This window comes from Zhengella mangrovi, from assembly GCF_002727065.1.
GTDB classification, from domain to species: Bacteria; Pseudomonadota; Alphaproteobacteria; order Rhizobiales; family Rhizobiaceae; genus Zhengella; species Zhengella mangrovi.
The window spans coordinates 166451-179246 of sequence record NZ_PDVP01000005.1; the positions used below are offsets into that span (position 1 = coordinate 166451).

Consider the following 12796-nt stretch of genomic DNA (forward strand, 5'->3'; position numbering starts at 1 on the left):
TCGTTCCTCAGTCCTCGCTTCGCGCGCCTGCACCGTGGCGCGGCGCGGCCGCGCGGGCAAGCCGGTCGTTGATGGCCTCGCCAAGGCCGGTGGCCGGGATCGGCTCCACCGCGATCATCGCGGCATCTGCCTTGTCCAGCGCATGGAGATGGGCAAACAGGTTGGCGGCCGCCTCCGCCAGGTTGCCATCCGGCGACAGGTTCAGCACCGCGGCGGCGGTCTCGTGGCCCGCGGCACGATCCGGGCCGAAAGCCAGCAGGGCCTCGCCCGGGTTCACGCGGATGGCGTTCAGCCGCACCTGCGCGGCCGGTGCATAATGCGAGGCGAGCATGCCGGGGGCTTCCACGGCCGCCCCGGGCGCGTTGCGCCGCACGGTCAGCCCCATGGCCTCGATCTCTTCCGCCGCCACGCCGCCGGGACGCAACAGGCGCACAACGTTATCTTCCACCCTGACGATGGTCGATTCCACGCCGACAGGCGCCGCTCCGCCATCGATGATGAGCGCGATCCGGTCGCCGATATCCGCCGCGACCGCCTCGGCACTGGTCGGTGAAATGCGGCCGGACCGGTTGGCCGAGGGCGCCGCCACGGGCCGGCCCATCCGGGCGACGAGCGCCGCGCCGAACCCGCGCGGCATGCGCAGGGCGACAGTGTCCTGCCCGGCGGTGACCAGCGGATGGATGGCCGTGTCCGGTTTCAGCGGAACCACGATGGTCAGCGGACCGGGCCAGAAGCGCCGCGCCAGCGCCACCGCGGTCTCGTCGAACACGCCGATGGACTGCGCCATTTCCAGCGAGGCGACATGGGCGATGAGGGGATTGAAGCGCGGCCGGCCCTTGACCTCGAAGATGCCGGCCACTGCTTCGCCGTTGGTCGCGTCCGCAGCCAGGCCATAGACCGTCTCGGTGGGAATGGCGACGAGCAGCCCGGCGTCGAGCGCCTCGGCCGCCCTGGCGAGGGCATCGGGTTCGTCCGCCTTCAGGATCGTCGCCACGCGTTCTTGTCCTTTCATCGAGGGCCTTGGCTGTAGCGCCTGGCAGGAAGGTGTGCAAGCGGTGGGACAGTTTGCTCAAATTTGAATTGTTTCCAAAACGGCATCTTCAAGATGCTTTGCTATTGTCGTCCTCGTTGCGAGTTTGAACGGGACAAAAACGATGAAGCTTCTCATTCTTGTTGCGGGTTTGTGCCTGGGTGCGTCCGTCGCCCATGCCGACACGCGCCAGAGCGAAACGCCCATCACCCGTGTGTCGGCGTCGGTGTACCTCATGGGCACGCCGGAGAAGCACGAATCCTCGTCCATCGCGGTCATGGGAGCCAAGGAATCGCCGTCCATTTTCGTCATGGGGACGCCGGCGGAGCCGAAGGCCGAACCGGTCCGGGTGGCGAAGGCAAAGCCGGCGGTCGTGGCATCCCTGCCCACCGCCGACATGTCGCTCGACGAGATCATCGGCAAGCGCCCCGAACTCATGAACAGGCCGGCCGCGCTGGCCGATTTCGGAATCGCGCCGAAGTCGGGTGAGGGGCGGATCTACGGCCCGCAGGAAATGGCGACGGCCTCGGCCGAGCCCGCGCCCGGTCAGCCGGAGTCGGCCATCGATACCGCGAAGACCGCCGCCGTCCAGCCCGGCATGACACCGCAGCCGGAACCGGCGAAGGGCGATGCCCCCATGAATCCCGATAAGCCGAAGCAGCCCGACGCCGACCTTCGCGGCATGGTCCTGCGCCGCGAGTAGGCGGCGCGTCGGCCTTTTCCCTGGCATCCCGGAAAGACCGGAAAGCGGAGCGCCCGCCGGCCCTCCGCCTTGTCGTGCCCAAGCTGCGTATCAGCCGGCGATGCGCGAGAAGTCGGCCACCTGGCCGGTCGCCCGGCGGATGCGGGCGAGAAGCGCAAGCCGGTTGGCGCGCACCGCGTCCTTGTCGGCGTTCACCAGCACGGCTTCGAAGAAGGCATCGACCGGCTGGCGCAACTGCGCCAGTGCCGCCAGCGCCTTGGCATAGTCCTCTGCGGCGATGGCCTGGGCGGCAAAGTGCTCCGCCTCTTCCAGGCTGTCGAAGAGGGCCCGTTCCTCGTCGGTCTCGAACAGCGCGGGATCGACCGTATCGCCGATGACCGTGCCCTTCTTCTCCTCCGCGGCCAGGATGTTAGCCGCGCGCTTGGTGCCGGCCAGCAGGTTGGTGCCGTCCTCGCTGCCGAGGAAGGCCGACAGCGCTTCGACGCGGCGGATGACCAGCAGCAGGTCGTCGCTGTCCGGCGAGATCACGGCGTCGATCAGGTCGTGCCGGGCGCCGGCATCCTTCAGGTAGACCTTGAGCCGGTCGTGGAAGAAGGCCAGCAGGTCCGCGACGATGATGGACGCGTCGTTGGCGGCGGCGACATGCACCAGGTCGTTGACCCAGGCGTGCTCGAAGTTCTCCGCCACGCGCTGCCCGTGCGGCACGTAGGTTTCGATCAGGTAGTCGCGGAAGGTCTCGTCGCCGAAGGCCCGGTCCGTCAGCAGGCGTGCGAGGTGCGCGCCGCCCTGCGCGGCGATGCCGATCCGCACGCCGTTTTCCGCCACGATGCGGATGACGCCGAGCGCGGCACGGCGCAGCGCGTAGGGGTCCTTCGAGCCGGTCGGCTTCTCGTCGATGGCCCAGAAACCAGTCAGCGTGTCCAGCTTGTCGGCCAGCGCCACGGCGATGGAAACCGGCGCGGACGGCACGGCGTCGGACGGCCCTTGCGGCCGGTAATGGTCCTCGATGGCGGCTGCCACCGCCTCGTCTTCGCCCTGCAGCAGGGCATAGGTGCGGCCCATCGCGCCCTGTACCTCGGGGAATTCCTGCACCACTTCGGTCTGAAGGTCGGCCTTGGCGAGAAGCGCGGCGCGGCGCGCCATCGCCGCATCGGCGCCGACGACCGGGGCCAGATCCCCGGCCAGCGCAGCAATGCGGGCCACCCGGTCGCCCTGGCTGCCGAGCCTGGCATGGAAGGTGACGTCGAGATGGTCGAGGCGCGCCATGCGCTGGTCGAGCGGCTTGGCGAGGTCGAGGTCGAACTTGTCGGCGCTGCCCTTCAGGTCGGCGAGGTCGGGCAGGTTGGCCTGGTCGGTGTGCCAGAAGTAGAGCGCGTCCGACAAGCGCGCACGCACCACCTTGCCATTGCCGTAGGCGATTTCCTTGCCGCCGTCCTTCGCCTCGATGTTGGCCACCAGGATGAAGCGGTTGGACAGCCGCCCGTCGCGCCGGGTCACGAAGCATTTCTGGTTGGTCTTGATTGTCAGGCGGGTGACGTCATCGGGAATGTCGAGAAACTCCTCCTCGAATTCCCCCATCAGCACCACCGGCCATTCGACGAGGCCGGAGACTTCCTCTGCCAGGCCCTCGTCCTCGACCAGCTCGAGCCCGTTGGCAAACGCCAGGTTGCGCGCGTCGTTCAGAATGATCTGCTTGCGCCGCTCGGCGTCGAGAATCACTTTGGCCTGTTCCAGCCCGGCGATGTAGTCGTCGAAGCGCCGCACCTCTAAGGCGTCGGGCGCATGGAAGCGGTGGCCGCGGGTCACGTTGCCCGACCGGATGCCGTCGACCTCGAAATCGACGACGCGCGTCTCCTCGGTTTCCGGCCCGAAGGTGCACAGGATCGACTGCAGCGGGCGCACCCAGCGCAACGAGCCCGGCTCGGCCGAGGCCTTGCCCCAGCGCATGGATTTCGGCCACGGGAAACCGCGGATGATCGCGGGCATGACGTCGGCGACGATGGCCTCGGCATCCCGCCCCGGCGTTTCGATCACCGCGACGTAGAAATCGCCCTTCTTGGGATCGCTGCGCACCTCGGCCGCCTCGATGGAGGTGAGGCCGGCGCCGCGCAGGAAGCCCTCGATCGCCTTTTCCGGTGCATCGGTACGCGGCCCCTTGCGCTCTTCGCGGATGTCCCGGGAGCGCGCGGTCAGGCCGCGGATATCGAGCGAGAGCCGTCGCGGCGTCCAGTACTCTGTCGCCGCGTCATAGGTCAGGCCCGCCTCGACCAGCGCGTCGGTGACCAGCTTTTTCAGGTCGCCGGCAGCCTTGCGCTGCATGCGGGCCGGGATTTCCTCGGAGCGGAGTTCAAGCAGAAGATCGGGCATCAAGGGCTCCTCACCCTCCCCTTGATGGGGAGGGTCGGCGCAGTAGCGCCGGGGTGGGGTGATCAATTGCGCACACCCCCACCCGCGCCTTTGGCGCGACCTCCCCCATCGAGGGGGAGGTGGGAGCGCGCGTCCTCGACGGCGGAATAAATCGTATCGAGGACGGAATCCAGTTCATAATTGATATCGTGGGTCCAAAATCTCAAAACCCGGTACCCTTGCGCGCGAAGCCAGGCGTCGCGCTTGCGATCATGAATCTGCTGAGCCGAGCTGCCATGGTGGAAGCCATCGATCTCGATCACGATGCGCAACCGGTGCGAAGCGAAATCCGGACAATAGGGGCCGATGGGAGCCTGTCGGCGAAAATGCGTCCCTTCGAGCGGTATGCGCCACAGGTGCCGCCAGAGCCGCCGCTCCATGTCCTGCAGAGACGTTCTTAGTTTCCGGGCAGATTGGATGCGAAATCGTTTCATGCACGGTAAAATTGCATGGCATGCCGGTCTTGTCACCCGCCCGGCCAATGAAAAAGGGCGCGCCACAAGGGCGCGCCCCGTCCTGCCACGGACATACAGAGGAGAGGGTTCGGATCAGTCCTGCGGCAGGATGACGGAATCGATGACGTGGATGACGCCGTTGTCGGCGGCCACGTCGGCCGCGACGACCTTCGCGCCGTCGACCATCACGCCGTCGGCACCCTTCGTGACCTCGATGGTCGTGTCGCCGCTGTCCTTCAGCGTGGCGACCTCGGTTGTGCCGTCGGCGATGTCACCGGACATGATCTTCGATCCGACGACGTGGTACTTCAGGATCGCGGCCAGCTTGTCCTTGTTCTCAGGCTTCAGCAGGCTTTCGACGGTCCCTTCGGGCAGCTTGGCGAAGGCTTCGTCGGTCGGCGCGAACACGGTCAGGTTGTCACCGGTGGCCAGGGCATCGGCGAGGCCGGCGGCCTTGGCGGCGGCAAGCAGCGTGTTGAACGTGCCGGCCGACTGGGCCGTCTCGACGATGTTCGACGCCGAGGCCGGAACGGCCATGGCGAGGGCAAAGGCGGATGCGAGTGCGATCTTGCGCATGTTGAAGTCTCCCGTTGATCACTGTGGAACCGGCGGCTCTGGACAGGGGCAGCGCCCGATCGCCGGTAACAGGGTCTGTTTGCGTCCTGTCGCGGAATTTCACGCAGCGTCGCGTCAGCCGGTTCAGTCAAAACCGGGCGCCCGGTTTTCCTTCACACCTGCGTGAGCGCGGTGATCCGTCCGGCGTATGCCACAACCGGCGCGGCACCCGAAAACGCCATGCCCGCCGTGAACCTCAGGGCTTCCCCGCCACGCGCATGACCAAGCCTGCCCCGCCGCCTGAATGCCGGCTGAACGTCCCCATCAGCATCGGTTCAACGGGAGTGCGGCAGTCTGCCTGACATGCCGGGCAGATCCATCGGGAAACAGGGCCGGTTCGGCATTCGCGATTGACCCAACAACAACCGCCCGCGAGGCTGCCATGACCGTCACGACCCTCCTTCACACGATGCTCCTGGCCGCCGCGATCAACAGCCATTTTGCCGCGCAGGCGATCCACATGGCGGGCACCCGCCGCGCCGTGGAAACGGCCTGCAAGGAACCGCACAAACCGGTGCGGATGGTGCAGGTGTTCGTCCTGGCGTGATGGATTGGCCGGTCAGGCCGCAGCCGTCTCTTTCAGCGATGCGCCGCCGGCCTCGGTCAGCAGGAAGGCCTCGCCGCACTGGCGGGCAAGGTTGCGCACCCGCAGGATATAGCTCTGCCGCTCGGTCACCGAGATCACGCCGCGGGCATCCAGCAGGTTGAAGACGTGGGAAGCCTTGATGCACTGGTCATAAGCCGGCAGCACGCAGGTGTGCAGGTGTCCGGGAGCCTGCGGCGCACCGGCCTTCAGCAGCGCCTCGCATTCCTTTTCCGCGTCGATGAAATGCTGGTGCAGCATCGACGTGTTGGCGTGCTCGAAATTGTAGCGGGAATATTCCTGCTCGGCCTGCAGGAACACGTCGCCATAGGACACCTTCTCCGTACCCTCGCGGCCGTTGAAGTTCAGGTCGTAGACATTGTCGACACCCTGCACGTACATCGCGATGCGCTCCAGCCCGTAGGTCAGTTCGCCGGCCACCGGCGCGCATTCGATGCCGCAGACCTGCTGGAAATAGGTGAACTGCGACACTTCCATGCCGTCGCACCAGCATTCCCAGCCCAGGCCCCAGGCGCCCAGCGTCGGGCTTTCCCAATCGTCCTCGACGAAGCGGATGTCGTGCGTCAGCGGATCCAGGCCGATGGCCTCCAGCGAGCCGAGGTAGAGTTCCTGCAGGTTGGACGGGTTCGGCTTCAGGATCACCTGGTACTGGTAGTAGTGCTGCAGGCGGTTCGGGTTTTCGCCGTAACGACCGTCCTTCGGCCGGCGCGACGGCTGCACGTAGGCCGCGTTCCAGGGCTTCGGGCCGAGCGAGCGCAGCGTGGTCGCCGGGTGGAACGTGCCCGCGCCCACTTCCATGTCATAGGGCTGCAGGATGGCGCAGCCGTAGTCGGCCCAGTAGTTGTGCAGGGTCAGGATCAGTCCCTGGAAGGACCGTTGCGGGCTCATGTGTTCGGCGGTCATGGCGGCCTTGCCTGTCTGGAAGCGTGTACTGCCGCTGATTAGCGCCGCAGGGCGACCCCGGTCAAGGCGCGACCGCTGATCGGCGGCTTTTGCGCGAAATGTAAACTCCGGAACGGACCGGGCTTGAATTCTCTGCTAGGAACGCCACAAATCGCCTGCAAGGAACTTGTCCGGAGGAACCCATGTATCGCAGCCCCGTCGCGGAAATCGCCTTCACGCTCAAGTATGTTGCCGGTGTCGGCAAGGCCATGGAGGAAGCCAGGCTGGGCGACCTGTCGGAAGACCTGCTCGACGCCATCCTCGAGGAAGCGGGCAAGTTCGCCTCCGAGGAGATCGCGCCGCTCTACAAGGTCGGCGATACCCAGGGCTGCACGCTCGCCGATGGCGTGGTGACGCTGCCCGACGGCTGGGCCGACCTCTACCGCCGCTGGGCCGCCGGCGGCTGGAACGCCATTTCCGGCCCCGTCGATTTCGGCGGCCAGGGCCTGCCGGTCTCGCTCAACACCGCCACGCAGGAAATGTGGAACTCGGCCTCCATGGGCTTTGCGCTCGGTCCGATGCTGACCATGGGCGCCATCGAGGCGCTGGAGGCGCATGGTACCGACGACCTGAAGGCGAAATTCCTGGAAAAGCTGGTTTCCGGTGAATGGACCGGCACGATGAACCTGACCGAGCCGCAGGCGGGTTCCGACCTGAACGCCCTGCGCGCCCGCGCCGAACCGGCCGGTGACGGCACCTACCGCATTTTCGGCCAGAAGATCTTCATCACCTGGGGCGAGCACGACGCGGCGGACAACATCGTCCACCTCGTGCTGGCGCGCTTGCCCGACGCGCCGGCCGGCACGCGCGGCATTTCGCTCTTCCTGGTGCCGAAATTCCTTGTCAACGACGACGGCAGCCTCGGCGCGCGCAACGATGCCATCTGCCATTCCATCGAACACAAGCTGGGCATCCACGGTTCGCCCACGTGCACCATGATCTACGGCGACGGCAAGCACGGCCAGACGCCCGGCGCCATCGGCTACCTGATCGGCGAGGAGAACCGCGGTCTCGCCTGCATGTTCACCATGATGAACAACGCCCGCCTGAATGTCGGCATCCAGGGCGTGTCAGTGGCCGAGGCAGCCTACCAGCATGCGCTGGCCTACGCACTGGACCGCAAGCAGGGCAAGGCTGCCGGCTACGAAGGCGAAGGCATGGCGCCCATCATTCACCACGCCGACATCCGCCGCACGCTGCTGACCATGAAGGCGCTGACCCGGGCGGCCCGCGCCATCTGCTACAATTGCGCCCATGCCATCGACATGGGCCGCGCTGGTGGCGATGAAGCAGCCCATTGGCGCGACCGCGCAGGTCTGCTCACCCCGGTGGCCAAGGCGTTTTCGACCGATATCGGCGTGGAGGTCGCGTCCATGGGCATCCAGGTCCATGGCGGCATGGGCTTCATCGAGGAGACGGGAGCGGCCGCCTACCTGCGCGACGCGCGCATCGCGCCGATCTACGAGGGCACCAACGGCATCCAGGCGATCGACCTCGTCACCCGCAAGCTGCCGCTGGGCGGTGGTGAGCAGGTGCATGGCTATATCGCCGAACTGCGCGGCGATGCCGAGGCGGCCCGGGCCTCCAACGATCCGGAACTGGGCGAGACCGGCGCGCGCCTCGATGCCGCGCTCGACGATCTCGACGGCGCGACCCGCTTCCTGCAGGACGCCCTCTCCGGCGGGCGCATGGAAGAAGCGCTGGCGGCCGCCACGCCCTACCTGCGCCTGTTCGGCTTGGCCGCCGGTGGCTGCTACCTCGCCCGCGCCGCGGCCAATGGCCAGGGCGAGGGCCGCGCCGCACTGGCCCGCTTCTTCGCCGAGAACCTCGTCGGGGAAACGTCCGCGCTGAAGGACCGCGTGATGGCCGGCGCCGCCAGCCTCGAGGCGGCCTCCGCTGCGCTGATGGCGTAACCGGCGCGGGGCCATTGTCCAGGGTCCCGGGTCACGGCCCGGTTTTACGGCCTGTGGTCCGGGGATCGCGAGAGGGCGACGGTCGTGGACCTGTGGGCATGTCCGCTTCGGGCATGCGTCGTGCCGGACTGCCCGCCGTTTCTCCGTCCTCATCCTTGGACGAGCAAACCGTCATTCTCTGCCCCGGTTGCCTGATCCGCCCAGTTGCTCCGCACATTTCGTTATCCCTGGGCTTGACCCGGATATCCATGCCGTGACCTTCCCCGGCATCTCTTCTCAGCATCCGCGATCCGCGGCGTCCCGGCACGGGGCCTCGCCGCAAGGGCGAGGATGACGAAAGGGAGCTCGGCCTTCCTGCATCCTGGGACCCGCCCCGTCGTCGTATTCGCACACGTCAAATGCCCCTTACGTAAACGGAAATAATCCTTGCCCTTCGTTCGCGCATGGCCCAAACATGGGCGGGCACGAATGGGAGGAAACCGAATGAGCGATCACGTGATCGTCGGGCGCGATGGCCCGGTCATGACCATACGGATGAACCGGCCGGACAAGAAGAACGCGCTGACGCGGGCCATGTATGCCACGATGGCCGCGGCGCTGACCGAATCCGACGAGGACCCGGAAATCCGCTGCCGCGTCATCATGGGCGTGCCCGGTGCTTTCACGTCCGGCAACGACCTGGCCGATTTCCTCGCCATTTCCATGGGCGGAGAGGGGGGCACGGAAGTTTACGACTTCCTCATGGCGCTGGCCACGGCGAGGAAGCCCGTCCTTTCGGCCGCTGACGGGATCGCGGTCGGCATCGGGACGACGATCCACTTCCATTGCGACCTGACCTTCGCCACGCCACGCACCGTCTTTCACACGCCTTTCGTCAGCCTCGGCCTGGTGCCGGAGGCCGGTTCCAGCCTGCTCGGCCCCGAGATCATGGGCCGCCAGCGCGCCTTCGCCATGCTTGGCATGAGCAAGGGGCTCCCGGCCGCGGAAGCCAGGGAGGCCGGCCTGATCTATGCCGTTGTCGGCGAGGATGACCTGGAGACGCGCACGATGGAGGCCGCGGCCGAGATCGCGGCCAAGCCGCCGGAAGCGCTGAAGATCGCCCGCGACCTGATGCTGGGCGACCGCACCGCGCTCGTCGAGCGCATCCGCGAGGAAGGCAAGCTCTTCCGCGAACGCCTGAAATCCGAAGAGGCGAAGGCCGCCTTCATGGCCTTCATGAATCGCAAGAAGGCCTGACCGGACGCGTCAGACGATTGCCCTGTCGCGGCCCTCCCAGTAGGGCCGCCGCAGTTCCCGCTTGAGGATCTTGCCCGTCGGGTTGCGCGGCATCATCTCGATGATGTCGACCGTGGTCGGGCACTTGTAGGCCGCCAGCGAGCGCTTGCACCAGTCGATCAATTCGCCCTCGCTGGCCTCTGTTCCGGGTTTCAGCGAGACCACGGCCTTGACCGTCTCGCCCCATTTCTCGTGCGGCACGCCGATGATGGCGACCTCCATCACCGCCGGATGCTCGGCCAGCACGCGCTCGATTTCAGGCGAGTAGATGTTCTCGCCGCCGCTGATGATCATGTCCTTCAGGCGGTCCTCGACGAAGACGAAACCCTCGTCGTCCAGCTTGCCGATGTCGCCGGTGCGGAACCATCCGTCGTCCGTGATGACCTTGGCGGTTTCTTCCGGCTTGCCGAGAAAGCCCTTCATCAGTTGCGGCGTCTTCAGCCAGATCTCGCCGTGCTCGCCCGCCGGCATGTCCTTCAGTGTCTCCGGGTCGACGATGCGCACCTGGCAATTGGGGATCGGCTGTCCCGCCGAGGAGAGCCGCTCCGGGTGGGCGGCATCGTGATGGGCCTCGGGCATCAGGTGCGTGGCGACGCCTGCCACCTCGGTCAATCCGTAGACCTGGATGAATTTTGTATCGGGCCAGGCCTTCATGGCGGCGCGCAGCAGCGGCAGCGGCATCGGTGCCGCGCCATAGGTGTAGATCTTGAGGCGCCCGAACAGCGCGATGGCCTCCGGCCCGTTCTGGAGCACCTGGGCCAGCACGGCCGGCACCAGGAAGGTGACATTCGCCCCGGCCATGATGGCGCCCGCCAGCGACGCGCCGTCGGGGTCGCGGGTCATGACGCTCGGCACGCCGTCGTGGATGGAAAACAGCACGTAGGACGACCCGCCGACATGGAACAGCGGCATGGAGACCATCGACTTGTCGCCTGGCTCGAACCCCCAGCCGTCATGGGCGTTGATCGTGTGCTGCACCATGTTGGCATGCGTCAGCATCACGCCCTTGGGCTTGCCCGTCGTGCCGGACGAATACATCACAAGGCAGACGTCGTCCGGCGTCACGTCGTCCGGCCGGTCCTTCGGCGCTGCTTGCGCCAGCAGGGCCTCGTAGGCATCGCCGTCGCTGCCCTCTGGTGTCACCTCGATGATGTGACGCACGCCCGGCAGACGGTCGCGCATGGCCTCGATCTTGGGCAGCAGTTCGGATCCGGCGAACAGCACGGTCGCGCCCGAATCGTTGACCGCGTAGTCCACTTCGTCGCCGGCCAGCCGCCAGTTGATGATGGCATTGGCCGCGCCGAGCGAGCCGGCCGCCAGCGAGATTTCCACGCAGGCGCAATGGTTCTTGTCGAGGAAGGCGACCACGTCGCCGCGTCCGATCCCGAGGCCGGCAAGCGCGCCCGCGGCGCGGCGCACGCGCTCGTTCCACTGCGCCCAGGTCCAGGTTCGGGAGAGATAGGTCACCGCTTCCGCGTCGGGCATGGTCCTGGCCCAGTGGGCGAGGCGGTCGTCGACGAAAGCCGGCTCCGGGGCAGTGTCACCCATGGCAAGTCCTCCCGCTGGTGGCGCCGGCGGATCCTCCTCCCGACGGAACCACGGCGGAAGTGTTGCACGCGGGCCGGACACTGGCAAGGCGAGCCGCGACCGCCGGTCTCCCGTGCCCGGGCAGCCTTACGGATAAAGCCGTGCCTTCTCCCAGCCGCCCTTGCCGTCGGGCGTGAAGACCACCCGGTCGTGCAGCCGGAACGGCCGGTCGTGCCAGAACTCGATCTGCTGCGGGCGGATGCGGAAGCCCGACCAGTAGGCGGGGCGGGGAATCTCGCCGATGGCATATTTCGCCGTGTATTCGGCGACCGCCTTTTCCAGCGCGAACCGGCTCTCCAGCGGCCGCGACTGCTTCGAGGCCCAGGCGCCGATCCGGCTGCCCCGCGCCCGGGAGGCGTAATAGTCGTCGGCCTCCGCGTCGGACACGATCTCGACCGGGCCGCGCACACGCACCTGGCGGCGCAGGCTCTTCCAGTGGAAACACAGCGCGGCCTTGCGCGTGGCCAGGATCTCGCGGCCTTTCGCGCTCTCGAAATTGGTGTAGAAGACGAAGCCGTGGGCGTCGAAATCCTTCAGCAGCACCATGCGCACGTCCGGCAGGCCGTCCTCGTCCACGGTGGCCACCGCCATGGCGTTCGGATCGTTGATTTCCGATGCCTCGGCATCCTTTAGCCAATCTGAAAACAACTTCAGCGGTTCGTCCGCCAAAGTGAAGTCACCGGTTGTTAACCCTGTTTCGCCGATACTCATCGTCCAGTTGTCCAGGTTGTCCCGAAGGAGGGATGGGGGTCTTGAGCCGCATTGCTTCGTATGAGTGCAAAGGGATAGTGCGCTTCGCCCGCATTGGCCAGTCACTTGCTGCAATGCTTTTCATCTCGCCGTTCGTCACCGCCTGTGCCTCCACCAACATCGTCGCGGAAGCGGAAGTCGACCGCTCCATCGTCACCTCCGCGACCACGCCCTCCGACGTGCTGAACACCGACGAGATGACGGTGCGCAATGCCGTCACCTCGGCCAACATCGACGAACTGTCCGGCAAGCCCATCCCCTGGGCCAACCGCGACACCGGCGCCAGCGGCACGATCACCGGCGTGACCGAGGTCAAGAACCGCAACGTCGTCTGCCGCCGCTTCGCCGGCACGATCGAGCGCTACGACGGCGTCTCCGTCATCCGAGGCGAAGCCTGCCTCGGAGACGACGGCGCCTGGTTCATGCGCAGCTTCGAGCGGTCCTGACCGGGGAAAAATGTCGCGGGACTGGCACTTTGTGCCCCGCACCCCCATATCTGGTTCAACTGTTCACAAA

The 12796-nt window shown here is 66.7% G+C and carries 12 protein-coding genes; 5 read left to right on the forward strand and 7 right to left on the reverse strand.

Going from position 1 to position 12796, the window contains the following annotated elements; translation table 11 throughout:
• Positions 1 to 7 precede the first annotated feature (7 nt).
• The gene (locus CSC94_RS11150) at positions 8 to 994 is read right to left on the reverse strand and encodes an L-threonylcarbamoyladenylate synthase (RefSeq protein WP_245408325.1); all 987 of its coding nucleotides are present in this window, start codon (positions 992 to 994) and stop codon (positions 8 to 10) included.
• Positions 995 to 1154: 160 nt separating this feature from the next.
• Between CSC94_RS11150 and CSC94_RS11155 the strand changes: the two genes are divergently transcribed.
• Complete coding sequence (locus CSC94_RS11155) at positions 1155 to 1733, forward strand: hypothetical protein (RefSeq protein ID WP_099306417.1); 579 nt, start codon at positions 1155 to 1157, stop codon at positions 1731 to 1733.
• A gap of 90 nt (positions 1734 to 1823) precedes the next feature.
• On the opposite strand, the gene glyS is transcribed toward CSC94_RS11155, so the two are convergent.
• The 3 genes from glyS to CSC94_RS11170 all read right to left on the reverse strand — a co-directional run bounded on the left by glyS (position 1824) and on the right by CSC94_RS11170 (position 5170).
• The gene (gene glyS, locus CSC94_RS11160; protein ID WP_099306418.1) at positions 1824 to 4100 is read right to left on the reverse strand and encodes a glycine--tRNA ligase subunit beta; all 2277 of its coding nucleotides are present in this window, start codon (positions 4098 to 4100) and stop codon (positions 1824 to 1826) included.
• 62 nt (positions 4101 to 4162) lie between these two features.
• On the reverse strand, positions 4163 to 4573 hold the full coding sequence (locus tag CSC94_RS11165) for an endonuclease domain-containing protein (RefSeq protein WP_099306419.1): 411 nt from the start codon (positions 4571 to 4573) through the stop codon (positions 4163 to 4165).
• 114 nt (positions 4574 to 4687) lie between these two features.
• Positions 4688 to 5170 carry a fasciclin domain-containing protein gene (locus CSC94_RS11170; RefSeq protein WP_099306420.1) on the reverse strand — a complete coding sequence of 161 codons (483 nt, stop codon included), beginning with the start codon at positions 5168 to 5170 and terminating at the stop codon, positions 4688 to 4690.
• Between the two features lie 421 nt (positions 5171 to 5591).
• On the opposite strand from CSC94_RS11170, the gene CSC94_RS24620 reads away from it, so the two are divergent.
• On the forward strand, positions 5592 to 5756 hold the full coding sequence (locus tag CSC94_RS24620) for a hypothetical protein (protein WP_165784400.1): 165 nt from the start codon (positions 5592 to 5594) through the stop codon (positions 5754 to 5756).
• 12 nt (positions 5757 to 5768) lie between these two features.
• On the opposite strand, the gene CSC94_RS11175 is transcribed toward CSC94_RS24620, so the two are convergent.
• On the reverse strand, positions 5769 to 6701 hold the full coding sequence (locus tag CSC94_RS11175) for a glycine--tRNA ligase subunit alpha (protein WP_099306491.1): 933 nt from the start codon (positions 6699 to 6701) through the stop codon (positions 5769 to 5771).
• A gap of 197 nt (positions 6702 to 6898) precedes the next feature.
• Between CSC94_RS11175 and CSC94_RS11180 the strand changes: the two genes are divergently transcribed.
• On the forward strand, positions 6899 to 8668 hold the full coding sequence (locus CSC94_RS11180) for an acyl-CoA dehydrogenase family protein (protein WP_099306421.1): 1770 nt from the start codon (positions 6899 to 6901) through the stop codon (positions 8666 to 8668).
• 483 nt (positions 8669 to 9151) lie between these two features.
• Positions 9152 to 9904 (forward strand): crotonase/enoyl-CoA hydratase family protein, encoded by a 753-nt coding sequence (locus tag CSC94_RS11185; protein ID WP_099306422.1) that lies wholly within the window; start codon positions 9152 to 9154, stop codon positions 9902 to 9904.
• A 9-nt stretch (positions 9905 to 9913) separates the two neighbouring features.
• Here CSC94_RS11185 and CSC94_RS11190 read toward each other — a convergent pair whose 3' ends face one another.
• Together CSC94_RS11190 and pdxH are read right to left on the reverse strand one after the other, a co-directional pair.
• Positions 9914 to 11491, reverse strand: a complete 1578-nt coding sequence (locus CSC94_RS11190) for a long-chain-fatty-acid--CoA ligase (protein WP_099306423.1) — start codon at positions 11489 to 11491, stop codon at positions 9914 to 9916.
• Between the two features lie 126 nt (positions 11492 to 11617).
• On the reverse strand, positions 11618 to 12241 hold the full coding sequence (gene pdxH, locus CSC94_RS11195; protein ID WP_099306424.1) for a pyridoxamine 5'-phosphate oxidase: 624 nt from the start codon (positions 12239 to 12241) through the stop codon (positions 11618 to 11620).
• Between the two features lie 113 nt (positions 12242 to 12354).
• Between pdxH and CSC94_RS11200 the strand changes: the two genes are divergently transcribed.
• Complete coding sequence (locus CSC94_RS11200) at positions 12355 to 12726, forward strand: RT0821/Lpp0805 family surface protein (protein ID WP_099306425.1); 372 nt, start codon at positions 12355 to 12357, stop codon at positions 12724 to 12726.
• Positions 12727 to 12796: the final 70 nt, after the last annotated feature.

What these genes read in the sequence shown, in the direction of transcription:
- pdxH (WP_099306424.1), bottom strand. Translation starts at nt 12,241, where the DNA reads ATGAGTATCGGCGAAACAGGGTTAACAACCGGTGACTTCACTTTGGCG.
- CSC94_RS11175 (WP_099306491.1), bottom strand. Translation starts at nt 6,701, where the DNA reads ATGAGCCCGCAACGGTCCTTCCAGGGACTGATCCTGACCCTGCACAAC.
- CSC94_RS11185 (WP_099306422.1), top strand. Translation starts at nt 9,152, where the DNA reads ATGAGCGATCACGTGATCGTCGGGCGCGATGGCCCGGTCATGACCATA.
- CSC94_RS11190 (WP_099306423.1), bottom strand. Translation starts at nt 11,491, where the DNA reads ATGGGTGACACTGCCCCGGAGCCGGCTTTCGTCGACGACCGCCTCGCC.
- CSC94_RS11165 (WP_099306419.1), bottom strand. Translation starts at nt 4,573, where the DNA reads ATGAAACGATTTCGCATCCAATCTGCCCGGAAACTAAGAACGTCTCTG.
- CSC94_RS11170 (WP_099306420.1), bottom strand. Translation starts at nt 5,170, where the DNA reads ATGCGCAAGATCGCACTCGCATCCGCCTTTGCCCTCGCCATGGCCGTT.
- CSC94_RS11200 (WP_099306425.1), top strand. Translation starts at nt 12,355, where the DNA reads ATGCTTTTCATCTCGCCGTTCGTCACCGCCTGTGCCTCCACCAACATC.
- glyS (WP_099306418.1), bottom strand. Translation starts at nt 4,100, where the DNA reads ATGCCCGATCTTCTGCTTGAACTCCGCTCCGAGGAAATCCCGGCCCGC.
- CSC94_RS11180 (WP_099306421.1), top strand. Translation starts at nt 6,899, where the DNA reads ATGTATCGCAGCCCCGTCGCGGAAATCGCCTTCACGCTCAAGTATGTT.
- CSC94_RS11155 (WP_099306417.1), top strand. Translation starts at nt 1,155, where the DNA reads ATGAAGCTTCTCATTCTTGTTGCGGGTTTGTGCCTGGGTGCGTCCGTC.
- CSC94_RS24620 (WP_165784400.1), top strand. Translation starts at nt 5,592, where the DNA reads ATGACCGTCACGACCCTCCTTCACACGATGCTCCTGGCCGCCGCGATC.